21 protein-coding genes are annotated in these 22535 nt (G+C 72.9%); 14 read left to right on the top strand and 7 right to left on the bottom strand.

Annotated elements, in window-relative coordinates; all coding sequences use genetic code 11:
* Positions 1-39: 39 nt before the first annotated feature.
* Complete coding sequence (locus tag BLU42_RS14780; RefSeq protein WP_091080630.1) at positions 40-867, bottom strand: anti-sigma factor; 828 nt, start codon at positions 865-867, stop codon at positions 40-42.
* Positions 864-1568, bottom strand: coding sequence for an ECF RNA polymerase sigma factor SigK (gene sigK, locus BLU42_RS14775; protein WP_231918176.1), 705 nt, complete (start codon positions 1566-1568; stop codon positions 864-866). The genes BLU42_RS14780 and sigK overlap by 4 nt, the downstream gene beginning before the upstream one ends.
* 133 nt (positions 1569-1701) lie before the next feature.
* Between sigK and BLU42_RS14770 the strand changes: the two genes are divergently transcribed.
* Together BLU42_RS14770 and BLU42_RS14765 are read left to right on the top strand one after the other, a co-directional pair.
* The gene (locus BLU42_RS14770; RefSeq protein WP_091075841.1) at positions 1702-2346 is read left to right on the top strand and encodes an ABC transporter ATP-binding protein; all 645 of its coding nucleotides are present in this window, start codon (positions 1702-1704) and stop codon (positions 2344-2346) included.
* Positions 2343-4160 (top strand): DUF6297 family protein, encoded by a 1818-nt coding sequence (locus BLU42_RS14765; RefSeq protein WP_091075837.1) that lies wholly within the window; start codon positions 2343-2345, stop codon positions 4158-4160. Before BLU42_RS14770 ends, BLU42_RS14765 begins: the two co-directional genes overlap by 4 nt.
* A 51-nt stretch (positions 4161-4211) precedes the next feature.
* On the opposite strand, the gene BLU42_RS14760 is transcribed toward BLU42_RS14765, so the two are convergent.
* Entirely contained in the window at positions 4212-5078 is an 867-nt protein-coding gene (locus tag BLU42_RS14760; protein ID WP_091075835.1) for a class II fructose-bisphosphate aldolase, read from the bottom strand.
* A gap of 109 nt (positions 5079-5187) precedes the next feature.
* Here BLU42_RS14760 and BLU42_RS14755 point away from each other — a divergent pair, with 109 nt between their 5' ends.
* Both BLU42_RS14755 and mobA read left to right on the top strand, forming a co-directional pair.
* Complete coding sequence (locus BLU42_RS14755) at positions 5188-6441, top strand: isochorismate synthase (protein WP_197680452.1); 1254 nt, start codon at positions 5188-5190, stop codon at positions 6439-6441.
* 5 nt (positions 6442-6446) lie between these two features.
* Entirely contained in the window at positions 6447-7016 is a 570-nt protein-coding gene (gene mobA, locus BLU42_RS14750) for a molybdenum cofactor guanylyltransferase (RefSeq protein ID WP_157719984.1), read from the top strand.
* A gap of 7 nt (positions 7017-7023) precedes the next feature.
* On the opposite strand, the gene BLU42_RS14745 is transcribed toward mobA, so the two are convergent.
* From BLU42_RS14745 to BLU42_RS14730, 4 genes are all read right to left on the bottom strand, one after another.
* Positions 7024-7377, bottom strand: a complete 354-nt coding sequence (locus BLU42_RS14745) for a VOC family protein (protein ID WP_091075823.1) — start codon at positions 7375-7377, stop codon at positions 7024-7026.
* A gap of 24 nt (positions 7378-7401) precedes the next feature.
* Complete coding sequence (locus BLU42_RS14740; protein WP_091075819.1) at positions 7402-8934, bottom strand: MFS transporter; 1533 nt, start codon at positions 8932-8934, stop codon at positions 7402-7404.
* Positions 8927-9541 (bottom strand): PadR family transcriptional regulator, encoded by a 615-nt coding sequence (locus BLU42_RS14735; RefSeq protein ID WP_197680451.1) that lies wholly within the window; start codon positions 9539-9541, stop codon positions 8927-8929. The genes BLU42_RS14740 and BLU42_RS14735 overlap by 8 nt, the downstream gene beginning before the upstream one ends.
* Positions 9542-9826: 285 nt before the next feature.
* Positions 9827-11062 (bottom strand): geranylgeranyl reductase family protein, encoded by a 1236-nt coding sequence (locus BLU42_RS14730; RefSeq protein WP_091075815.1) that lies wholly within the window; start codon positions 11060-11062, stop codon positions 9827-9829.
* 266 nt (positions 11063-11328) lie between these two features.
* Here BLU42_RS14730 and BLU42_RS14725 point away from each other — a divergent pair, with 266 nt between their 5' ends.
* The 10 genes from BLU42_RS14725 to BLU42_RS14680 all read left to right on the top strand — a co-directional run bounded on the left by BLU42_RS14725 (position 11329) and on the right by BLU42_RS14680 (position 22503).
* Positions 11329-11691, top strand: coding sequence for an NADH-quinone oxidoreductase subunit A (locus BLU42_RS14725; protein ID WP_091075812.1), 363 nt, complete (start codon positions 11329-11331; stop codon positions 11689-11691).
* A 99-nt stretch (positions 11692-11790) separates the two neighbouring features.
* Positions 11791-12345, top strand: a complete 555-nt coding sequence (locus BLU42_RS21155; protein WP_091075809.1) for a NuoB/complex I 20 kDa subunit family protein — start codon at positions 11791-11793, stop codon at positions 12343-12345.
* A 23-nt stretch (positions 12346-12368) separates the two neighbouring features.
* Positions 12369-13277 carry an NADH-quinone oxidoreductase subunit C gene (locus tag BLU42_RS14715; protein WP_091075806.1) on the top strand — a complete coding sequence of 303 codons (909 nt, stop codon included), beginning with the start codon at positions 12369-12371 and terminating at the stop codon, positions 13275-13277.
* 10 nt (positions 13278-13287) lie between these two features.
* Entirely contained in the window at positions 13288-14694 is a 1407-nt protein-coding gene (locus tag BLU42_RS14710; RefSeq protein ID WP_091075803.1) for an NADH-quinone oxidoreductase subunit D, read from the top strand.
* A 201-nt stretch (positions 14695-14895) separates the two neighbouring features.
* Positions 14896-15627, top strand: a complete 732-nt coding sequence (gene nuoE, locus BLU42_RS14705) for an NADH-quinone oxidoreductase subunit NuoE (protein ID WP_091080618.1) — start codon at positions 14896-14898, stop codon at positions 15625-15627.
* Entirely contained in the window at positions 15624-16943 is a 1320-nt protein-coding gene (gene nuoF, locus BLU42_RS14700) for an NADH-quinone oxidoreductase subunit NuoF (RefSeq protein ID WP_091075800.1), read from the top strand. The genes nuoE and nuoF overlap by 4 nt, the downstream gene beginning before the upstream one ends.
* Before the next feature lie 136 nt (positions 16944-17079).
* Positions 17080-19617 carry an NADH-quinone oxidoreductase subunit G gene (locus tag BLU42_RS14695; RefSeq protein ID WP_091075796.1) on the top strand — a complete coding sequence of 846 codons (2538 nt, stop codon included), beginning with the start codon at positions 17080-17082 and terminating at the stop codon, positions 19615-19617.
* Positions 19614-20945 (top strand): NADH-quinone oxidoreductase subunit NuoH, encoded by a 1332-nt coding sequence (gene nuoH, locus BLU42_RS14690; protein WP_091075792.1) that lies wholly within the window; start codon positions 19614-19616, stop codon positions 20943-20945. The genes BLU42_RS14695 and nuoH overlap by 4 nt, the downstream gene beginning before the upstream one ends.
* Positions 20945-21610: an NADH-quinone oxidoreductase subunit NuoI gene (gene nuoI, locus BLU42_RS14685; RefSeq protein ID WP_091075789.1), complete on the top strand. Its 666-nt coding sequence runs from the start codon at positions 20945-20947 to the stop codon at positions 21608-21610. Before nuoH ends, nuoI begins: the two co-directional genes overlap by 1 nt.
* Complete coding sequence (locus BLU42_RS14680) at positions 21610-22503, top strand: NADH-quinone oxidoreductase subunit J (protein WP_091075784.1); 894 nt, start codon at positions 21610-21612, stop codon at positions 22501-22503. Before nuoI ends, BLU42_RS14680 begins: the two co-directional genes overlap by 1 nt.
* Positions 22504-22535 lie beyond the last annotated feature (32 nt).

The raw sequence follows: 22535 nt of genomic DNA, 5'->3' as shown, positions 1-22535 counted from the left end.
AGAAACGCACGCCCGCGTCCGGGCCCGGAGGTCGGACGCTCAGAAGGTGGCGATCCCGAGGACGGGCGTCGTCGGGAGCTGCGGTGAGGTGCCCGCCGGCTCGAGGTTGATCGCCAGGCCGTCCGCAGACGCCACCGGTCCGGAGAACGACTGAGCCGTCTGCCCGCTGGCCGCGAAGGTGTTGTCGGGCGCGGGCGTGACCCCGTTCACGAGCCACAGGTGGTAAACGTCCCCGGCGGGCGGGGCCGGGAGGTTCGTGCTGACGAAGGCGGCCCGGTTCAGGCTCTTGGAGACCACGAAGGAGGCGTCGGTCCCGCTCAGCCTAACGTTGTAGATCCGTGCGTCCGGGGCCGCGAGGAGGGACGGGTCGACCTGCGGGACCGTCACGGTCGGCGCCGGACCGGCCACGGGCGGCTGGTCCTGCTGCTGGCGCACGAGGCCCCAGACGGTGCCGCCGAGGGCGAGCGCGACCACCGTGACCGCGGCGACGGCCACGGACAGCAGGCGGGTGCGTCGGCTGGCCCGGCGCAGGGCGAGCTCGTCGACGACCGGGTCGGGCGCGGCGGCCACCACGGGAGCGGCAGGCGCAGCCGGGACGGGGGTCAGGGTCGGTGCCGGTGCGGACCGCTCCTCGAGGGGCGGGAGCTGCTCGACGCCGGCGACGGCTCCGAGCACGGAGGCGCGGAGCGAGGACGGCGGCAGGGGTGCCGGCTCGGCCATCGCCAGGCCGGACACGACGTCCTGCAGCGCGGCGACCTCCTGACGGCAGGCCTCGCACGTGGCCAGGTGCTCCTCGAACCTCTCCAGCTCGGCGGCGTCCAGCGCGTCGAGCGCGTACGCCGCCGCGTCGTCGTGCAGCCCGCTCATGCCTCCACCCCCAGCACGGTGCGCAGGTTGGCAAGACCGTCGCGGATGCGCGTCTTCACGGTGCCCAGGGGGAGCTTGAGCCGTTCGGCGACCTGGCTCTGGCTGAAGCCGCCGTAGTAGGCGAGGGTGAGCGCCTCGCGCTGGATCGGGGTGAGCGCGGCCAGGCCCTTGCGGACGCGCTCGGCGTCGAGCTGCTGGGAGACGCCCTCCCAGACCTGGTCGACCTCGCGGCCGGCCTCGCTGACGGCGTAGTGCTCGTCGCGGGCGACCTCGCTGCTGACCGACCGCACGCGGTCGATCGCCCGGCGGTGGGCCATGGTGGTGATCCAGCCGTTCACCGATCCCTTGGCGGGGTCGAAGCGCGCCGCCTGGCGCCACACCTCGGTGTAGACCTCCTGGGTCACCTCGGCCGCGTGGTCGCTGGAGCGCAGCACCCGCCAGACGACGGCGTACGTCCGTGCGGAGGTGGCGTCGTAGAGACGGGCGAAGGCGTCCTGGTCGCCGGTCGCGACCTCGAGCATCAGGGCCGACAGCTGGGCGGCCTCGCGGGCACGCTCCACGCGGTGCTGCTCGGTCAGGGCGTCCGCGGACAGGCCGGAGGGCTCCGGCTCGTCGGGCACGACCTGGACGTTCATCCGGCGACGGTACCTGCTGCTCACGCCCAGCGGCCGCAGCGGCGGCGCGAGCAGGAGTGCGGACACGCGGAGACCTCCCGACCTCGGGCTGGGGACGACGAGCCGGACGGCCGTCAGCACAGGGTTCGGAAGCCTCGGGCAGAAGGTTTGGTCCCGCCGGCGAGACCGGTCGTGGCCGGCGCTGAGGCACACTTCTCCGGTGGCGAAACGCGCGACCGTGCTCAAGGTGTCCGGGCTGCGCCGTGCCTTCGGCCCCAACACCATCTTCGAGAAGTTCAACCTCGAGGTGCGCGCCGGCGAGGCGATCGCGCTGACGGGCCGCAACGGCGCCGGCAAGTCGACGCTGCTGCGCTGCCTGGTCGGGGCCGACCGGCCCGACGACGGCACCATCGAGGTCTGCGGCAACCCGATGTCGGAGACCAACCCGCAGGTGCGCCGCGACGTGGCGACCGTGATCGACGACCTCGACTTCTTCCCCGACCTGTCGGTGGTCGAGCACCTCGACCTCCTGGCCCGCGCGCACGGGATCACCGACCCCGACGCCCAGGTCGACGAGGTCCTCGAGGAGGTGCAGCTGGTGCCGCAGTCGGGCCAGCTGCCCGGCACGCTGTCCTCCGGGCAGCGACGCCGCCTCGCGCTGGCGACGGCCTTCGTGCGCCCGCGGCGGCTGCTGATCCTCGACGAGCCCGAGCAGCGCCTCGACGTCGAGGGCGTCGGCTGGCTGTCGCGCCGCCTGCAGGCCGAGCGCCAGCAGGGCCTGGCCATCGTCTTCGCCAGCCACGAGCCGACCCTGGTCGAGAGCGTGGCGACCCGCGTCGTCACGCTCGGGGCGCCGCGCGGATGAGCCGGCGCAGGGGGCAGCAGGCCACCCGCGGGTTCGAGGTCGGTCCCCGGGGCGAAACCGGGACGCCGGTCTACGCGACGACGGACGAGGTCGTCGAGCAGCCGTCGACCGGCCTGCACGCCGCCCCGGCGGAGGAGCACCGTCTCGAGGCCCGGGAGGACGTCCGTCCCCCCGACGACTCCGACGACGGCCCCGACGTCGAGCCGACGCCCTCCCCGGCGCTCCCCGCGGCCTCGCCTCGGGAGCTGCGCGGCCTGATGAAGGACTGGCGCCGCGGCCGCGCCACCCGCAACCTGGGGCAGGCGCTCAGCGACGCGTACGTCGCGGTCATCGCCGCGCTGATGCTCGGCGCGATGACCGTCAACGTCATCATCAAGGCCCAGCGCGTCGTCGCCGACTGCTCGAGCGCCTCCTGCCTGTCGGCCCGGGCGCTGCTGCCCTGGGCCGCGGTGCTGGCCGCCGTCGCGACCGCGCTCGCGGTCGCCCGGCTCTTCGGCCCGGTCCTGGCCTCCGCGGCCGAGGGCTTCTGGTTGCTCGACGCGCCGGTCTCGCGGTCCAAGCTGCTGCGCTCGCGCCTCGTCGCGGCGCTGGTCGGCGCGCTCGTCGGGGGCGCGGTGATCGGCGGCCTGATCTCCCTGCTGACCGGCTCGGGCGGGCCCGAGTCGGCCGTGTGGGCCGTCGCGACCGGGCTGTCGGCCTCCGCCGCGGTCGCGGCGTCCGCCGCCCAGCAGGGCCGGGAGCGCCACCGCCTCAGCCGGGCGGCCTCCTTCGTCTTCGGCCTCCTCGGCGTCGTCGCGCTGCTCGGCGTGGTGGGTGTCGCCGCCGACTGGTTCACGCTGCGCCTGTCCACGACGCTCGGCACCGAGATCGGCGCCGTCGTCGCCGGGCTCGCCGTCGTCCTCCTGCTCGGCGGGACCGTCCTGGCCGCCTCCCGGCTCTCGTCGATCCGCCGTACGCGGCTGGTCAGCGGCGGGTCGCTGGTCAAGGGCATCTCCGGCGCCTTCTTCGCCCTCGACATCGGGCTGGCGCGCGACATCGTCGTGCAGCGCCGCACGATGGAGGTCGGGCACGTGACGCCCAGGCGGGGCCACGGCGAGGGCCTGCAGGCCCTGACCTGGCGGGAGTGGCAGCGCCTGCGCCGCTTCCCGCAGCCGCTCGTCGCCTGGGCGGGCACGATCGTCGTCCCGTACGCGTCCGAGGCCCTCGGCCTGAGCGCGGTGACGCCGGTGTTCGGCGCGCTCGCGCTCTTCGGCGCGACGGTGCCGATGCTCAACGGGCTCCGCGTCCTGACCCGCACCGGCGGGCTCGCGCGCTGCCTGCCCTTCTCCATGGCGCAGATCAAGCTAGCGGTCGTCACCGCGCCGGCCATCCTGGCCGCCGTCTGGGCCGTGGCCGTCGGGCCGGCGTTCGCCGGGGTGGCCGGCGGTGCGGCGGGACGGACCTTCGGCGAGGCCTCGCTGATGGCCGTGGCCACCGCCGCGGCGGGCCTGCTGGCGGCGATCCGCTGGACCCAGGCCAAGGGCGTCGACTTCAGCAAGCCGATGGTCTCGACCCAGGCCGGCGCCCTGCCGCCCGGTCTCGTCACGAACCTCTTCCGCGGCTTCGACGTCTGCCTGCTGGCCACGGCGCCGATGCTGCTCGGGTTCTCCCCCCTGTGGTCGCTGGCCATCGAGGCGATCACCGCGATCGTGCTCTTCAACTCCTTCGACGCGGAGTCGATGCAGGCCAAGCAGAAGGAGGCGCAGCGGCAGATGGACCTGCAGAAGCGCGAGCGCGAGTCGCAGGCCGCGATGGCGCGCCAGCGCAAGCGCTGAGGCCCGCGGTCAGGCTGTCCGCCCGGGCGGACGGCCCACCGCGCACGGCGCTCAGGAGCGCTGCGTACCCGCCAGCCCCACCGTCGCCACCATCTCGGCGACGACCGCGCTGACCGACGTGCGTGCCGGCTCCAGGTACTGGCGCGGGTCGTTGAGCGCGGGCAGGTCGGCGAGCTTCTGCCGGATCGGGCGGGTGAAGGCGATCGTCGTGATCGTGCCGATGTTGACCTTGGTGATGCCCGCCCGGATCGCCGCGGCGATCGTCGGCTGGGGGACGCCGGAGGAGCCGTGCAGCACCAGCGGCACGGAGACCGCCTCCCGGAGCCGGGCGACCAGGTCGAGGTCGAGCTCGGCCTCGGCCGTGGTCATGGCGTGCTTGCTGCCCACCGCCACCGCCAGCGCGTCCACGCCGGTCTCGGCGACGTACTCGCGCGCCTGGTCGGGGTCGGTGCGAACGCCGTCGCCGTGGGCCGACTCGACCTGGCTCGCCTTGCCGCCGACGTAGCCGAGCTCGGCCTCGACGAGCAGGCCGTGCTCGTGGCCCCACCATGCGGCCTCGCGCGTGGTCGCGACGTTCTCCTCGTACGGCAGGGGGCCGGCGTCGAACATCACCGAGCTGAACCCGCACTCCGCCGCCCGGTGCAGCAGGGTGGTCCGGGTGACGTGGTCGAGGTGCAGCGACACGTCGACCTGGCTCGTGCGCGCCAGCACCGCGAGCGCCGCGGCCAGCGGGCCCGGGTCGTCGAGGTGGAACTTGGCGGCGTTCTCGCTGACCTGCAGGATCACCGGCAGCCCGGCCTGCTCGGCCCCGAGGACGGTGCCCTCGGCCTGCTCGAGGGTGATGACGTTGAGGGCGGCGACGCCCGTGCCCCGCGCGTACGCGTCCTGGAGCAGGGTGGCCGTGCTGACCAGGGTCATCGGCTCGTCCGGATGCGGCGGGAGGTGTGCGGGCCCGTGGGATTGATCACGGCTCGCCAGCCTAGGGGGAGCACTACCCTGGGTGCGTGAGCATCCCGTGCTCGGTGAAGTGACCCCGACCGCCCCGCGCCTGCGGGTGCGCACGGTGGCGGTGCCCGATCCCGGACCACTCGTCGCGCTGCTCCCGGAGACCGACGCGCTGGCCTGGGTCCGCGGCGGCGACGGCATGGTCGCCTGGGGCGAGGTCGTGCGGCACAAGGCCACCTCTCCCGCCGAGGCCGAGGAGTGGTGGACCACGCTCGTCGCCTCGAGCGACGAGGTCTCCGACCTCGACGTCGCCCTCCCGGGCAGCGGCCTCGTGGCCTTCGGCAGCTTCGTCTTCGACCCCGACAACACCTCGGCCTCCTCGGGCCTGGTCGTGCCGCGCACCGTGCTCGGCCGCCGGGGCGGCCGGGCCTGGCTCACCGAGATCGGCCTCGAGGCCGGCGAGCAGCGGCCCGCCCCGTGCGCGGGGCCGGTTCCGCCCGCACCGCGCGGCGTGCGCTTCGAGGGGGGTTCGCTGACGTCGGACCAGTGGCGCGCCGCGGTCTCCCGGGCGGTCGGCACGATCGCCGCCGGGGACCTCGACAAGGTGGTGCTCGCCCGCGACCTCGTCGCCACGGCCGAGTCGCGCCTCGACCCGCGCTGGCTGGTGGGCCGCCTCGGCGAGACCTACCCCCGCTGCTGGACCTACCTCGTCGACGGCCTCGTGGGCTCGACGCCGGAGATGCTCGTGCGCCTCGAGGCCGGGCTCGCGACCTCCCGCGTGCTCGCCGGCACGATCCAGCGCACCGGCGACGACCAGGTGGACCTCGCCCTCGCCGCGGCGCTGTCGCGCAGCAGCAAGGACCTGGAGGAGCACGAGTACGCGGTCGCCTCGGTCGCCGCGGCGCTGGCGCCCTTCTGCTCGGCGCTGAACGTGCCCGAGAACCCGTACGTCCTCGAGCTCCCCAACGTCCTGCACCTGGCCAGCGACGTGACCGCCGCCGTCGAGCCGGGGGTCACCGCGCTGGGCCTGGCCGCCGCGCTGCACCCGAGCGCCGCCGTCTGCGGGACCCCGACCGGCACGGCGCGCGACCTCATCGCCGCGCTCGAGCACCTGGACCGCGAGCGCTACGCCGGCCCGGTGGGCTGGACCGACGCGAGCGGGGCGGGGGAGTGGGGCATCGCCCTGCGCTGCGGGATCCTCGACGAGACCGACCCCCGCCGGATCCGGCTCTTCGCCGGCTGCGGCATCGTCGCCGGCTCCGACCCGGAGGCCGAGTGGGCCGAGGCGCAGGCCAAGCTCGCGCCGATGATCGGCGCGCTGACCACGACCCGCTGAGCGCCGTGCCCGGCACCTGGGTCGTCGTCCTCGCCGGCGGGGCCTCGCGCCGCTTCGGCAGCGACAAGCTCGCCGCCGACCTGGACGGCCGCACGCTGCTCGACGCCACCTTGTCCTCGGTCCCCGACGGCCTGCCCGTCGTCGTGGTCGGCCCGGAGCGCCCGGTCGGGCGCTCGGTCGACTTCGTCCGTGAGGACCCCCCGGGCGGCGGACCGGCCGCGGGCCTGGTGACGGGGCTGCGCGCCGCGCTCGACGCCGGGGCGGAGCAGGTCACGACGCTGCCCGGTGACGCGCCGGGCGCCGGCGGCGGGACCGGCCTCCTGCTCGCCGCGCTCGCCGACCACGACCTCGCGGTGGCCGTCGGTGACGACGGCCAGGTGTTCCCCCTGCAGCTGGCGTGCACCCGGGGCGGGGCCGCCCGGTTCCTCGCGGCGGCCGGGGACGGCGCCGGGCTGTCCCCACGTCGCCTGCTCGCGCCGCTAGACCCGGTCCGGGTGGAGGTTGGTCCGTCGGCGCTGCGCGACGTGGACCGTCCCGAGGACCTCGGCGCGGTCCGGGACCAGTGGACCGCCTAGGCCCGGGTCAGGCGGGCTGCCAGAGCTCGACCCGGTTGCCCTCCGGGTCCCGCACCCAGCCGAACCGGCCGACCCCGTCCAGCTCCTGCGTCCCGGCGTCGACCTCGGCGCCGAGCGACCGCAGCTGGGCGAGCATGGCGTCGAGGTCGGCGACCCGCAGGTTCAGCATGGTGCGCTGGTCGGGGGAGCCGAGGTAGTCCGTGCCGGCCTCGAAGGTGGCGAAGACGAGCGGGCCGGCCGCAGCCGGCCACAGCCCGTCGTCGCCGTCCTCGATCCCGAGGGCGTCGCGGTACCAGGCCCGCAGCCGCTCGGGGTCCTGCGCACGCAGGAAGTAGCCGCCGACGCCCAGCACCCGTTCCACGGGCACCAGGCTGCCAGCACCGCCTCAGGCGGTCGTCTGGGCCACCTCGGGGTCGGCCGCCCGCCGGGGGGCCGGCGCGGCCGGTCCACCGGTCCGCTTCGGGAGCACGAAGACGAGCAGCAGGGCCACGACGCTGAACGCTGCGCTGACGGCCATGGCGTCACCCGCCGCGCGGGTGAACCCCGACGCGACGGTGTCCGGACCGGTGATCTCCAGCGAGCCGAAGAGCACGCTGCCGATGATCGCGATGCCCACGGCGCTGCCGACCCGCTGGACGGTGGAGACGACGCCGCTCGCGGCGCCGGCCTCGGCCCGGTCGACCGTGGCGATGATGAACTGCGCGTTCGGGGCGATGAAGGCCCCGTTACCGAGGCCGGCGATGAACAGCGGCAGCAGCAGGTCCCAGTGCGTCAGCGTGGCGGGGTCGGCCGAGCGCAGCAGCAGCCACACCCAGACCAGGCCGACGGTGACCAGCGCGGTGCCGATGACGAGGACCGTACGGCCCAGTCGCTGCGCGAGCCGGTTGCTCTGCGACGAGGCGATGATGCTGCCGATCGCGAAGGGGATCGAGACGACCCCGGACTCGAGCGCGGTGTGGCCCAGGCCGGTCTGCCACAGGATCGAGAGGGTGAAGAAGATGCTGGTGAAGGCCGCGAAGTAGACCAGCGCCAGCACGACGCCACCGGTGAAGGAGGCGTGGCTGAACAGGTGCGGCGGCACGAGGGGGCTGGCGCCGCGACGGGTGTGGACGATCTCCCACAGGGCGAAGACCACGAGCACGACCACGCCGGCGGCGAGGGTGACGTAGGTCCAGGCCGGCCAGCCCTTGTCCTGGCCCTCGATGAGGGGGACGAGCACCGCGACCAGCCCGGCGGTCAGCAGCAGCAGCCCGACGAAGTCGATCCCGGCGCGGCCGGCGCGCTCGCGCTGGGCCGGCAGGAGCAGGGCGGCGGCGATCAGCGTCGCGACGCCGATCGGGAGGTTGACGCCGAAGACGAGGCGCCAGCCGCTGGTCTCGCCGAAGGCCTGGATGATCAGGCCGCCGACGATCGGGCCGAGGGCGGAGGAGACGCCGATGACGGCGCCCATCACCGCGAACGCCTTGCCGCGGGCCCGGCCCGGGAAGAGCAGCTGGATGTACGCGGTGACGGCCGGCACGAAGATGCCGCCGGCGAGGCCCTGGACGACCCGGAAGACGACGAGCTGGGTGTCGGATTGCGCCAGCCCGCACGCGGCGCTGGCGAGCGTGAACAGCGCGATGCCGGTGAAGAACACCCACTTGTGGCCGAAGCGGTCGCCGATGCGGCCGGCGGGGATCAGCGCCAGGCCGAAGGCGAGCGCGTAGCCGGAGATGATCCACGACAGCGTCGACTCCGACGCGTCGAGGCTGGTGCGGATGGTGGGCAGCGCGACGTTGACGATCGTGGTGTCCAGCAGGGCGATGAACATGCCCGCGAGGAGCACGACCAGGGCGCGCCAGGCCTCGGGAGGGACGGTGGCGGGCGGCGGGCCGCCCGCGAGGGTGGTGGCCGCGCGGGCGGCGGTCTGCTCAGTCATGCGGGTCCTTCGGGTGAGCGGGTGCAGCGGTGGGCAGCGGCTCGGGCGTCAGCGCCCGGGTGCGCTCGTCGGCGATGACGTCGGGCAGGGCCTCGGCGAGCGCCTCGTGCCACGCGAGCTCGGCGCGCAGCCGGTGCTCACGGTGCAGGAGGGCGTGGGTCTCGCCGAGGGAGAGGTAGGGGCGGGCGTGGGCGTTCTGCCGCTCGGTGTCCTCGAGCAGCCGGCGCAGCGCGGCCAGCCGCGCGGCGAGGGCGTCGGGCAGCTCGTCGAGCCGGGTCGGGTCCGGCCGGCTGAGCGCGAGGTCGAACGGGTCGGGCTTGAAGGCGACGTGCTCGAGGTGCTCGCGGTGCAGCCCGTCGAGCACGGTGCGGCCGGCGTCGGTTATGCCGTACACCTGCCGCTCGGGGTAGCCGCCCTCGCGCTCGGTGCGGACCTCAGCCAGCAGGCCCTCCGCGGCGAGCCGCTTGAGCGCTCCGTAGAGCGCACCGACGGAGAAGTCGGTCCAGAGGTGCACGTGCTCCTGCTCGGCCAGCAACCGCAGCTGGTGACCGTGCATCTCACCGCGGCGCGCGAGCGCGTCGAGGATGTAGAGCCGGATCGAGGACACGCGACTACTCTCGCATGAGTAGTCGTTCGTTGTAAAAGGCGCCGATGGGCCGGGCTGACGCTCCCGCAGACCTCTCGAGGACGGTTCTCTGCGGCTCGTCGGTCGTCGAGGGGTTCAGGGAGCAGCCGGGCGTGAACGAGCCGCAGAAAACCGTCCCGGATCGGTAACGCCGCACACCGGCGCGGCGATAGGAGTGTCGAGAGTCAGCGACTACCTGAACCCCCGAGCAGGCAGTCGCTGACTCTCGTCACGTCTGGAGCCGCTTCCGCGCCGCGGCGATGGCGCTCAGGAGAAGGGCGGGCGGTCCTCGAACGCGGCCGTCACCCGACCGGCCGTGCGCCAGGTACGCGCCACGACGTCACGGTCCTCCTCGGTCACGAGGTTGCCCATCACCCGCAGCGCGACCGTCATCAGCAGCCGCGACCGCATCCCGACCGGCCCGAGCGTCGACAGCAGGCCGGGCACCGTGATCAGCCCGGCGAGGCGCCGCGCGACGGCGAACGACGTCCCGTAGTGGCTCCGCAGCAGCGTCGGCCAGGCGCGCTCGAGGTCCTTGTCGCCGGCGAGCAGGTCGGCAGCGAACCGCCCCGTCTCCAGCCCGTAGTCGATGCCCTCGCCGTTGAGCGGGTTCACGCACGCGGCGGCGTCGCCGACCAGCAGCCAGTTGGGTCCGGACACCCCGCTCACCGCGCCGCCCATGGGCAGCAGCGCCGACGACGGGTCCTGCACGTCGCCCTCCAGCGCGAACTCCGCGCGCCGGCCGTCGGCGTAGTAGCGCATCAGGGGCTTGAGCGAGACGTTCGCCGGCCGCCTGGCGGTGGCCAGCGTGCCGACCCCGACGTTCATGCGCCCCGCCCCGAGCGGGAACAGCCAGCCGTAGCCGGACAGCAGCTCGCCCTGCTCGCCGCGCAGCTCGAGGTGGGAGGAGATCCAGTCGTCGTCGCGACCGGTCTCGACGTAGCCGCGGGCGGCGACCCCGTACGCGGTCTCGCGGTGCCACGTCCGCCCGAGTAGGCGCCCCAGCGGGGACCGGACGCCGTCGGCGACGACGAGCCGCCGGCAGCGGACCTCCACCCGTCCGTCGGCGGTGTCGAGGACGACCGCGACGACGCGGGCACCCTCGCGGACCACGTCGACGGCGCGGGCGCCGAGCAGCATCCGGGCGCCCGACTCCTCGGCCGTCCGGCGGACGCGGTCGTCGAGCTCGGTGCGCGGCACGGCGGAGCCGTGGTCGGGGAGGTGGCCGCCGGGCCAGGGCAGCTCGAGGACCTGGCCGAAGCCGTGCGCGCGCAGGCCGCGGTTGGTCACGCGCCCGCGCGCCCAGTCGCCGAGCCCGAGCCGGTCGAGCTCGGCCATGGCGCGGGGCGTCAGGCCGTCGCCGCACGCCTTGTCGCGGGGGAAGTGGGCCGCGTCGGCCACGAGCACGTCGAGCCCTCGTCGGGCGGCCCAGGCCGCCGCCGCCGAACCGGCCGGACCGGCCCCGACCACCAGCACCTCGGCCGAGAGCGGCTGCTCGCTCACGACGCTGCCTCCACGCGAGAAGTGTGCCAGCGGGCACCAGGCCCGAACCGCGTCGGTTTTTCGCGCGGCGCGCGTTGCGAAATTGAGGGCATTTGCCCTGGTCGTGGCGCTGTTCCCTTGTCGGCGCGGTCGTCGTACAGTGACGGCGGACTTCGTGAAGAAATTCACGAGCGCAGTCCGGGACTCCAGCGCAGGAGGAGAACGATGGCCGTTCTGACGACCCGACAGGGTGCGGCGACGCCGTGCCCGGGAGACGGGGTGCGCTCGTGAGCAGCGGCTACCTCGGCATCGTCATCCTGCTGATCATCTCGACCGGGTTCGTGGCCCTCACCGTCGTGACGAGCCTGCTCGTCGGCCCGAGCCGCTACAACCGGGCCAAGTACGACTCGTACGAGTGCGGCATCGAGCCGACGCCGCAGCCGGTGGGCGGCGGCCGCTTCCCGGTGAAGTACTACATCACCGCGATGCTCTTCATCGTCTTCGACATCGAGATCGTCTTCCTCTACCCGTGGGCAGTGAGCTTCGACCTGATGGGGACGTTCGCGCTGGTCGAGATGGTGCTCTTCATCGTCACCGTCTTCGTCGCGTACTTCTACGTGCTCCGCCGCGGGGGACTCGAGTGGGACTGACTCATGAGGGGGGACGACCCCCCACACCCCCGCTGGGAGCTCCTCGCTGGCGCTCGGAATTCCCGGTCTGCCCGCTCACCAACCTGGGAAGAAGTAGCTATGGGTGTCGAGGAACAGCTGCCGACCGGCGTGCTGCTGACCAGCGTCGAGAACATCTTCGGCTACATGCGCAGCGCGTCCTTCTGGCCGGCGACGTTCGGGCTCGCCTGCTGCGCGATCGAGATGATGACCTACGGCGCGCCCCGCTACGACTCCGGCCGGTGGGGCCAGGAGGTCTTCCGCGCCTCGCCGCGCCAGGCCGACCTGATGATCGTGGCGGGCCGGGTGAGCCAGAAGATGGCGCCCGTCCTGCGCCAGATCTACGACCAGATGCCCAACCCCAAGTGGGTGCTCGCGATGGGCGTCTGCGCCAGCACGGGCGGGATGTTCAACAACTACGCGATCGTCCAGGGCGTCGACCACGTCGTGCCCGTCGACATGTACCTGCCGGGCTGCCCGCCGCGCCCGGAGATGCTCATCGACGCGATGTTCAAGCTGCGCGACAAGGTCCGCAACACCCCCATCGGCCACCACGCGGTCGAGGCCGCGGAGACCGCCGAGCAGCAGGCGCTGGAGGCGCCCGCCAACCTCGAGCGCACCGGGCTCCTGCGGTGACCCCTTCGACAGGCTCAGGGAACGTGGACGGCAACGAGGACAACGCCAAGGCCACCGCGGACGCGGCCCAGGCCGAGCGCGTCACGGGCGAGTCCGACGCGAACGCCCCGGTCAAGGGCGCGGTCGCCGAGGGCGAGTCGGCCCCCGACCGCGGCACAGAGGCCGGCTCGAGGACGGGCTCCGCCGCGCCCGTCAGCACGGCCTCCACCGAGGCCGCCGAGGACCGGGCCGAGACCGACCAGGTCGCCGAGGGCGAGACGGCGATCGCGACGACGCAGGCCGACACGGAGGTGCTGCGTGTCCAGCACGGCATGTTCGGGGTCAAGGGCAGCGGCGACACCTCCGGCTACGGCGGCCTCTCGCGCGTCATCGACTTCCCGGCCGCCGGCCAGCCGCCGTACGGGGGCTGGTGGGACGACGTGCACGAGCGGATGACGTCGCTGGCCACCAACAGCAGCGACATCATCGAGAAGGTGGTCGTCCACCGTGGCGAGATCACCTTCCACGTGGTCCGCAGCCAGATCGCGACGCTCGCCCGGCACCTGCGCGACGACCCGCACCTGCGCTTCGAGCTCTGCAGCAGCGTGTCGGGCGTGCACTACCCGGGCGACGCCGGGCGTGAGCTGCACGCGGTCTACCACCTGCAGTCGATGACCTACAACCGCCGCATCCGGCTCGAGGTCAGCGTCCCCGACGCCGACCCGCACATCCCCTCGGTCGTCCCCACCTACCCGGGTGCGGACTGGCACGAGCGGGAGACGTACGACATGTTCGGGATCGTCTTCGACGGCCATCCCGCTCTGACGCGCATCCTGATGCCCGACGACTGGCCCGGGCACCCGCAGCGCAAGGACTACCCGCTCGGAGGCATCGACGTGGAGTACCACGGCGCCTCCGTGCCCCCGCCGGACCAGCGCAGGAGCTACACGTGAGGGCCGCAGCATGAGCACCCAGACGACCGGACCCTTCGCCGAGGGCAAGGCCAGGTTCGACCCGGCCGAAGCCGTCGAGGACCCCTTCCAGGCGGGTCCGAGCGAGGCGCCCGGGGCGGCCGAGGGTCACGTCTACACCGTCACCGGCCAGGACTGGGACACGATCGCCGACGACCAGGCCGAGCGCGGCGACGAGCGCATCGTCGTGAACATGGGCCCGCAGCACCCGTCGACCCACGGCGTGCTCCGCCTCATCCTCGAGATGGAGGGCGAGTCGGTCACCGAGGCCCGCTGCGGCATCGGCTACCTGCACACCGGCATCGAGAAGAACATGGAGTTCCGCTCCTGGACGCAGGGCGTCACGTTCTGCACCCGGATGGACTACCTGTCGCCGTTTAGCCAGGAGACGAGCTACTGCCTCGGCGTCGAGCGGCTGCTCGACATCGAGGACCAGGTCCCCGAGCGGGCCAGCGTCATCCGCGTGATGATGCTCGAGCTCAACCGCATCTCCTCCCACCTCGTGTGCCTGGCCACCGGCGGGATGGAGATCGGCGCGCTGACGGTCATGACGATCGGCTTCCGCGAGCGCGAGATGGTCCTCGACGTCTTCGAGACGATCACCGGCCTGCGCATGAACCACGCGTACATCCGTCCCGGCGGCGTCGCCCAGGACCTGCCCAAGGGCGGCCTGGACAAGGTCCGCGACCTCGTCGCCTGGATGCGCAAGCACCTGCCCGAGTACGCGGCCTTCTGCAACGAGAACCCGATCTTCAAGGGCCGCCTCGTCGGCGTCGGCGAGCTGGACCTCGCCGGCTGCCTCGCACTCGGCGTCACCGGCCCGCCGCTGCGCGCGACCGGCTACGACTGGGACCTGCGCAAGAAGCAGCCGTACTGCGGCTACGAGACCTACGACTTCGACGTGCAGACCTGGGACACCGCCGACGCGTACGGGCGGTTCCGAATCCGCGTCAACGAGATGTGGGAGAGCCTCAAGATCATCGAGCAGTGCGTCGAGCGGCTCGAGCGCACCGAGGGCCAGCCCGTCATGGTCGCCGACAACAAGATCGCCTGGCCGGCGCAGCTGGCCGTCGGCAGCGACGGCATGGGCAACTCCAACGAGCACATCCGCCACATCATGGGCCAGTCCATGGAGGCGCTGATCCACCACTTCAAGCTCGTCACCGAGGGGTTCCGGGTGCCGCCGGGGCAGGCGTACGTGCCGGTCGAGTCCCCCCGCGGCGAGCTCGGCGCCCACGTGGTGAGCGACGGCGGCACGCGCCCCTTCCGGGCGCACTTCCGCGACCCCAGCTTCAGCAACCTGCAGGCCATGCCCGCGCTCTGCGAGGGCTCGATGGTGTCGGACGTCGTGGTGGCCGTGGCCAGCCTCGACCCCGTCATGGGAGGTGTCGACCGCTGATGAGAGCTCCTACCTCCGTCCCGTCCTTGGCCCCGGGTCGACCACTGGTCACTTGTGGTCGCTTTAGCCCCCTCTTTTCGCCCCCTACTGACCAGTGGTCGGAGGTCGCACGTGGCTGAGCTGTTGGAACCGCGCCCGCAGACCCCGGGCGGGCACGCCGGCGGCGACGTCGGCAGCGAGGAGCTCGTCGGTCACGGCGAGATGAAGACTTACTTCGACGAGCCGAGCCTCGAGTACGAGGTGACCGAGACGCTCATCGACGACGGCGTCCGGGAGGAGCTCGCGAGCATCGCGGCGCGCTACCCGCAGCCGCGCTCGGCGCTGCTGCCGATGCTGCACCTGGTGCAGAGCGTCGAGGGGCGGGTGACGCCGGCCGGCATCGAGGCCTGCGCCGACCTGCTCGGGCTCAGCACGGCCGACGTCTCGGGCGTCGCGACCTTCTACACGATGTACAAGCGGCGCCCTGTCGGGAAGTACCACGTCGGGGTCTGCACCACCTCGCTCTGCGCGGTGATGGGCGGCGACGAGGTCTACTCCCGCCTGCAGGAGCACCTCGGCATCGGCAACGACGAGACCACCGAGGACGGGGCCATCACCCTCGAGCACCTCGAGTGCAACGCGGCCTGCGACATGGCCCCGGTCATGATGGTCAACTGGGAGTTCTTCGACCAGACCACCCCGCGCCGGGCCTGCGAGGTCGTCGACGCGCTGCGCGCCGGCGAGGAGGTCAGCGCCACCCGCGGGGCGCGCGTCGTCACCTGGCAGCAGGCCGAGCGCGTGCTCGCCGGCTTCCCGGACGGCCGCGCCGACGAGGGCCCGACGTCGGGCCCCACCTCGCAGCTCGGGCTGCGCATCGCCGGCGAGCGCGGGTGGTCCGCGCCCGACCCGGCCGACGTCCGCACCACTGACGACTCCTCGGAGGAGACGAAGTGACCGACACGCTGACCCCCGTCCTCACCGCCAACTGGGGCGACGAGCGGGCCTGGAAGATCGGCAACTACGAGCGTCGCGGCGGCTACGAGGGCCTGCGCACGGCGCTGCGGATGGAACCCTCCGAGGTCGTCTCCCTCGTCAAGGACTCCGGGCTGCGCGGGCGCGGGGGAGCGGGCTTCCCGACCGGCATGAAGTGGTCGTTCATCCCGCAGGACAACCCCAAGCCCAAGTACCTCGTGGTCAACGCCGACGAGTCCGAGCCGGGCACGTGCAAGGACATCCCGCTGATGATGGCCTCGCCGCACACGCTGGTCGAGGGCGTGATCATCTCGGCGTACGCGATCCGCGCGAGCACGGCCTTCATCTACGTCCGCGGCGAGGTCCTGCACGTCGTCCGCCGCCTGCAGCAGGCCGTGCGCGAGGCGTACTCGGCGGGCTACGTCGGCAAGAACGTCCTCGGCACCGGCTACGACCTCGACATCATCGTGCACGCGGGCGCAGGGGCGTACATCTGCGGCGAGGAGACGGCGCTGCTCGACTCCCTCGAGGGGCGCCGGGGTCAGCCGCGGCTGCGGCCGCCCTTCCCCGCCGTCGCCGGCCTGTACGCGAGCCCGACCGTGATCAACAACGTCGAGTCGATCGCCTCGGTCCCGAGCATCGTCCGCAACGGTGCGGCCTGGTTCTCCTCGATGGGCACCGAGAAGTCCAAGGGCATGACGATCTACTCGCTCTCGGGCCACGTGACCCACCCGGGCCAGTTCGAGGCGCCGCTGGGCATCACGCTGCGCGAGCTGCTCGGCCTGGCCGGCGGGATCCGCGAGGGCCACGAGCTGAAGTTCTGGACCCCGGGCGGATCGTCGACGCCGATCCTCATGCCCGAGCACCTCGACGTGCCGCTCGACTACGAGGGCGTGGCGGCGCAGAAGTCGATGCTCGGCACCAAGGCCCTGCAGTGCTTCGACGAGACGACCTCGGTCGTGCGCGTCGTGCTGCGCTGGACCGAGTTCTACAAGCACGAGTCCTGCGGCAAGTGCACGCCGTGTCGCGAGGGCACCTGGTGGCTCGTCCAGATCCTCCACCGGCTCGAGGCCGGCCAGGGCCAGGAGGGCGACATCGACAAGCTGCTCGACCTCTGCGAGAACATCCTCGGCCGCTCGTTCTGCGCGCTCGGCGACGGCGCGACCAGCCCGATCAGCTCGGCGATCAAGTACTTCCGCGACGAGTTCGAGCAGGGGATGCACACCCCGGCGTGGGAGCTCTTCCCCTACGAGCGCAGCACCGTCTTCGTCCGCGAGCCGGCAGGAGCGCAGGCATGACCGTCACCAGCACGCGGCCCGGGGCCCTCGAAGGGCTCGTCAGGGCTTGCGTCGCCACAACGGGGACGCCGACCTCTTCGAGGCCCTTCGACAGGCTCAGGGAGCGTCCCCTCGTCGACCCGACCGAGGAGCGTCGATGACCGTCACCGCCAAGCCCTCGACGGGCGACCTGGCCACGCGCGAGGACCTGGTCACGCTGACCATCGACGACGTCGAGGTGTCCGTGCCCAAGGGCACGCTCGTCATCCGCGCCGCCGAGCTGATCGGCGTCGCGATCCCGCGCTTCTGCGACCACCCGCTGCTCGACCCCGTCGGCGCGTGCCGCCAGTGCCTGGTCGAGGTGCCCGACGCCGGCAACGGCCGCGGCATCCCCAAGCCGCAGGCCTCCTGCACGCTCGAGGTCGCGGCCGGGATGGTCGTCAAGACCCAGGTCACCTCGCCCGTGGCCGACAAGGCGCAGCACGGGAACATGGAGTTCCTGCTCGTCAACCACCCGCTCGACTGCCCGATCTGCGACAAGGGCGGCGAGTGCCCCCTGCAGAACCAGTCGATGAGCAACGGCTACGGCGAGAGCCGCTTCACCGACGTCAAGCGGACCTACCCCAAGCCGGTCGCGATCTCGCCGAACGTGCTCCTCGACCGCGAGCGCTGCGTGCTCTGCGCGCGGTGCACCCGCTTCTCCGAGCAGGTCGCGGGCGACCCCTTCATCAGCCTCATCGAGCGCGGCGCGCTCCAGCAGGTCGGCATCTACGAGCGCGAGCCGTTCCAGTCCTACTTCTCGGGCAACACGATCCAGATCTGCCCGGTCGGCGCGCTGACCAGCGCCGAGTACCGCTTCCGCTCGCGCCCCTTCGACCTCGTCTCCACCCCGTCGGTCGCCGAGCACGACGCGTGCGGCTCGGCGATCCGGGTCGACCACCGCCGCGGCAAGGTGATGCGGCGCCAGGCCGGCGACGACCCCGAGGTCAACGAGGAGTGGATCACCGACAAGGACCGCTTCGCCTTCGCGTACGGGCGCGGCGACGACCGGCTGACGCACCCGCTGGTCCGCGAGGACGGCGTGCTGCGCCCGGCGTCCTGGCCCGAGGCGCTCGACGTCGCGGCCGAGGGCCTCGAGCGGGCCATGGCCGGCACGCGCGGCGAGAAGGTCGGCGTGCTCGTCGGCGGTCGGCTGACGCTCGAGGACGCGTACGCGTACAGCAAGTTCGCGCGCGGGGTCCTCGGGACCAACTCGATCGACTTCCGCGCCCGCCCGCACAGCGCGGAGGAGGCCGACTTCCTGGCCGCCGCAGTGGCGGGCACGGGCCGCGGCGTCACCTACGCCGACCTCGAGTCGGCCTCGTCGGTGCTGCTGGTCTGCCTCGAGCCCGAGGAGGAGGCCGGCGCGATCTTCCTGCGGCTGCGCAAGGCGTGGCGCAAGAAGAGCCTCGCGTCGTGGACGCTCGCCCCGTACCGCAGCCGTGGTGCGGCCAAGTCCGGCACGACCCTCGTGCCCACCGTCCCCGGGGCGGAGGCCGCATGGCTCGACGGCTGGACGGCGGCGAGCGGGGTGGACCTCGGGCCCGGCTCGGTCGTCCTCGTCGGCGAGCGGGCGGCGGCCCTCTCCGGCACGCTCAGCGCCGTCCTGCGGCTCGCCGCCCGCACGGGTGCCCGCGTCGCCTGGGTGCCGCGCCGGGCCGGCGACCGCGGTGCGGTCGAGGCCGGCTGCCTGCCCAACCTGCTGCCCGGCGGCCGTCCGGTCGCCGACCCGTCGGCCCGCGTGGACGTCGCCTCGACCTGGGGCACCGGGTCGATGCCGCGCACCGAGGGGGCCGACGGGGACGAGATGCTCGTCGCCGCCGCCGACGGCGACCTCGCCGCCCTGGTCGTGGGCGGGATCGACCCGACCGACCTCGCGGACCCGGCCGCCGCGCTCGACGGCCTGGAGCGGGTCGGCTTCGTCGTGAGCCTGGAGACCCGCGCGTCGCTCGTCACCGAGCGCGCCGACGTGGTCCTGCCGGTGTCGCTGGTGGCCGAGCGGTCCGGGACGTTCGTGGACTGGGAGGGGCGTCGACGCCCGTTCCCCGCGGTGCTCGAGAGCCCGAACGCCATGTCCGACCTGCGGATCCTCGCGGCCCTGGCCGACGCCCTCGGCAAGCCCCTCGGCTTCCGCAGGCCGGAGGCCGCCCTGGCCGAGCTCGACGAGCTGGGTCCCTGGGACGGGACGCCGGCGGCGGCGCCCGACTTCGGCGCGGCCGAGCCGGCCGGGCCCGCGCGCGACGCGCTGGTGCTGGCCACGTGGCGGATGGGCCTCGACGACAGCCGGGCGCTCGCCCACGAGCCCTACCTGGCCGCCACGGCCCGCCCGGCCGTGGCCCGGGTGAGCCCGGCGACGGCGGCCGCGTACGGGATCGGACCCGCCGACGACCCGGTCGACGACGCCGGTGCGGACGTGGTCCTGACCAACGACCGCGGCGAGCTCACGCTGCCGCTGGTGATCGAGCCCGGCATGGTCGACGGCGTCGTCTGGGTGCCGGCCAAGCCGCCGGGCCTCGCGGTCGCCGAGCACCTGGCCCTGCTGCCGGGCGACCTCGTGACCGCGGCGATCGAGCCGCGCGTCGTCGAGAGCGTCCCGCGACGAGCGCTGAGGACCGAGCCGGTCACCGGCATCGACGAGGAGGAGGCCGCATCGTGAGCCCGTTGGACCTCACGCCCTTCTTCAACGACCCCTGGTGGCTCGTGCTGGTCAAGGCGCTCTTCGCCTTCGTCCTGCTGATGGTGCTGACGCTGTTCACCATCGTCTACGAGCGCAAGGTCGTGGGGCTGATGCAGCACCGCAAGGGCCCGACCATGAACGGCCCCTTCGGCTCCCTGCAGTCGCTCGCCGACGGCATGAAGCTGATGTTCAAGGAGGACTTCACCCCGAAGGCCGCCGAGCGCGTCGTCTTCACCATCGCGCCCTTCGTCTCGGCGATCCCGGCCGTCGTCGCGATCTCGGTCATCCCGATCGCCGGCGAGGTGAAGGTGCCCTTCACCGACATCACCACGCCGCTCCAGGTCACCGACATCCCGGTCTCGGTCCTCTTCGTCGTGGCGCTGGCCTCGGTCGGGGTCTACGGGATCGTGCTCGCCGGCTGGTCGTCGGGCTCGACGTACGCGCTGCTCGGCTCGCTGCGCTCCAGCGCGCAGGTGATCAGCTACGAGGTCGCCATGGGCCTCGCCCTGGTCGGGGTCTTCCTCTACGCCGGTTCGCTGTCCACCTCGGAGATCGTCGCCGCCCAGGACCGGCCGGTGAACGTCCTCGGCCACGAGATGCCGATCTGGTTCGCGCTGCAGCTGCTGCCGTCCTTCGCGATCTACCTGATCTCCATGGTGGGCGAGACGAACCGGGCCCCGTTCGACCTGCCGGAGGCCGAGGGCGAGCTCGTCGGCGGCTTCCACACCGAGTACTCCTCGATGCGCTTCGCCATGTTCTTCATGGCCGAGTACATGAACATGATCACGGTCTCCGCCCTGGCCACGACGCTGTTCCTCGGCGGCTGGCACGCGATCTTCCCGTTCAACCTCATCCCGGGCGCGGACGCCGGCTACCTCGGCATCATCTGGTTCCTGGTCAAGATGCTCGTGCTGCTGTTCGTCTTCGTGTGGCTGCGCGGCACGCTGCCCCGCCTGCGCTACGACCAGTTCATGCGCTTCGGGTGGAAGTGGCTGATCCCGGTCTCGCTCGTCTGGATCGTCCTCATCGCGGCCCTCCGGGTGAACCGGAACTTCCTGCTCGGCGGGATCGGCGTGGTCGTGGTGGTCCTGCTCGCGGCGACCTTCTTCGCCAAGGGCGACGACAAGGACCAGGAGCCGGACGAGCCGGGCGAGTTCGACGCCTTCGCCGGCGGCTACCCCGTGCCGCCGCAGGGCGACCAGGTGCTGCCCGAGCTGGCCCAGGTGGTGCCCGGCGACGGCGGTGGGGGACCACCGACACCTCGACGTGAGCGCGTGCCCGACGACTCCGAGACAGGACGTGCCTGATGGGCCTCTTCGACCCGGTGGCCGGCTTCGGCGTCACCTTCAGGACGATGTTCCGCAAGACCTTCACCGAGGAGTACCCGAACAAGCCGAAGGTGACGGCGCCGCGCTTCCACGGCCGCCACCAGCTCAACCGGTGGCCCGACGGCCTCGAGAAGTGCGTCGGCTGCGAGCTGTGCGCCTGGGCGTGCCCGGCCGACGCGATCTACGTCGAGGGCGCGCAGAACACCGAGGAGGAGCGCTTCTCCCCGGGCGAGCGCTACGGCCGCGTCTACCAGATCAACTACCTGCGCTGCATCCTGTGCGGGCTCTGCATCGAGGCCTGCCCCACCCGCGCGCTGACGATGACCAACGAGTTCGAGCTGGCCGACGACAGCCGTGGCGACCTGATCTACGACAAGGACAAGCTGCTGGCGCCGCTGCTGCCGGGCATGGAGCAGCCGCCGCACCCGCGCCGCCTCGGAGACGACGAGCAGGTCTACTTCCTCGGGCTGCCCGCGATGGGCACGCCGGACGAGCGCGCCGGGTCGATCGCCCGCTACGAGCCCGAGCCGGTCAACGCGGGCTACGAGAACCGTCGGAAGCACAAGAAGCTCGGTGGCAAGCCGAAGCCGCAGGACTCGGTGTCCAGCGTGCAGGCGAACGAGAGCAACGGGAGGCTGCGCTGATGGGCGCTCAGATCGCGTTCTGGCTTCTCGCTCCCGTGATGGTGCTCGGAGCCCTCGGCATGATCCTGTCGCGCAAGCCGGTGCACTCCGCGCTGTGCCTGGCGGCGGTGATGATCTCGCTCGCCGTGCAGTACGCGGCGCTGGACGCACCCTTCCTCTTCGCGGTGCAGATCATCGTCTACACCGGTGCGATCCTCATGCTGTTCCTCTTCGTGCTGATGCTCGTCGGCGTCGACGCCGCCGACTCGCTCGTGGAGACGATCCGGGGGCAGCGGCCGCTGGCTGTGCTGGCCGGGGTGGGCTTCGGCCTGCTGCTGGTCTTCGCGGTGGGCAACGCCGTGCAGGGCACCGACATCGGGCTGGCGGCCGACAACCAGGCGTACGGCGGCAACGTCCAGGGCCTGGCGAACCTGATCTTCACCAAGTACGTCGTCGCCTTCGAGGCCACCTCGGCGCTGCTGATCACCGCGGCCGTCGGGGCGATGGTCCTGGCGCACCGGGAGCGGCTGACCAAGCGCAAGACGCAGGGCGACCTGGTGGGGGAGCGGATGCGCCGCTACGCCGAGACCGGCGAGCACCCGGGCCCGCTGCCGACCCCCGGCGTGTACGCGCGGCACAACGCCGTCGACACCCCGGCGATGCTCCCCGACGGCTCGCTGTCGGAGCTCTCGGTGTCGGCGACCCTGCGCAACCGCAGCGGCCAGGCCGACCGGCGCGACCTCGTACGCCCGATCCAGCGCACCGTCGCCGAGCTCCAGGGCGACGGCGAGCTGCCGCAGGTGACCCGGCCCGGCGCCGCGCTCACCCGGCGTGACGACCTCGTCCCGACCGACGACAGGCACCACGACGAGACCCGCGGCCCGGGCTCCGAGCCGGACGGAGGCACCGAGTGACCATCGGGGACACAGCACACCCAGCCACGTTC

Source organism: Microlunatus sagamiharensis (assembly GCF_900105785.1).
Taxonomy (GTDB): Bacteria; Actinomycetota; Actinomycetes; order Propionibacteriales; family Propionibacteriaceae; genus Microlunatus; species Microlunatus sagamiharensis.
The sequence above is the reverse complement of the archived record's forward strand: the minus strand, read 5'-3'. Positions and strand labels throughout refer to the sequence as shown.

What these genes read in the sequence shown, in the direction of transcription:
- BLU42_RS14780 (WP_091080630.1), bottom strand. Translation starts at nt 867, where the DNA reads ATGAGCGGGCTGCACGACGACGCGGCGGCGTACGCGCTCGACGCGCTG.
- BLU42_RS14765 (WP_091075837.1), top strand. Translation starts at nt 2,343, where the DNA reads ATGAGCCGGCGCAGGGGGCAGCAGGCCACCCGCGGGTTCGAGGTCGGT.
- BLU42_RS14760 (WP_091075835.1), bottom strand. Translation starts at nt 5,078, where the DNA reads ATGACCCTGGTCAGCACGGCCACCCTGCTCCAGGACGCGTACGCGCGG.
- BLU42_RS14740 (WP_091075819.1), bottom strand. Translation starts at nt 8,934, where the DNA reads ATGACTGAGCAGACCGCCGCCCGCGCGGCCACCACCCTCGCGGGCGGC.
- BLU42_RS21155 (WP_091075809.1), top strand. Translation starts at nt 11,791, where the DNA reads ATGGGTGTCGAGGAACAGCTGCCGACCGGCGTGCTGCTGACCAGCGTC.
- BLU42_RS14710 (WP_091075803.1), top strand. Translation starts at nt 13,288, where the DNA reads ATGAGCACCCAGACGACCGGACCCTTCGCCGAGGGCAAGGCCAGGTTC.
- nuoE (WP_091080618.1), top strand. Translation starts at nt 14,896, where the DNA reads ATGAAGACTTACTTCGACGAGCCGAGCCTCGAGTACGAGGTGACCGAG.
- BLU42_RS14695 (WP_091075796.1), top strand. Translation starts at nt 17,080, where the DNA reads ATGACCGTCACCGCCAAGCCCTCGACGGGCGACCTGGCCACGCGCGAG.
- nuoI (WP_091075789.1), top strand. Translation starts at nt 20,945, where the DNA reads ATGGGCCTCTTCGACCCGGTGGCCGGCTTCGGCGTCACCTTCAGGACG.
- BLU42_RS14680 (WP_091075784.1), top strand. Translation starts at nt 21,610, where the DNA reads ATGGGCGCTCAGATCGCGTTCTGGCTTCTCGCTCCCGTGATGGTGCTC.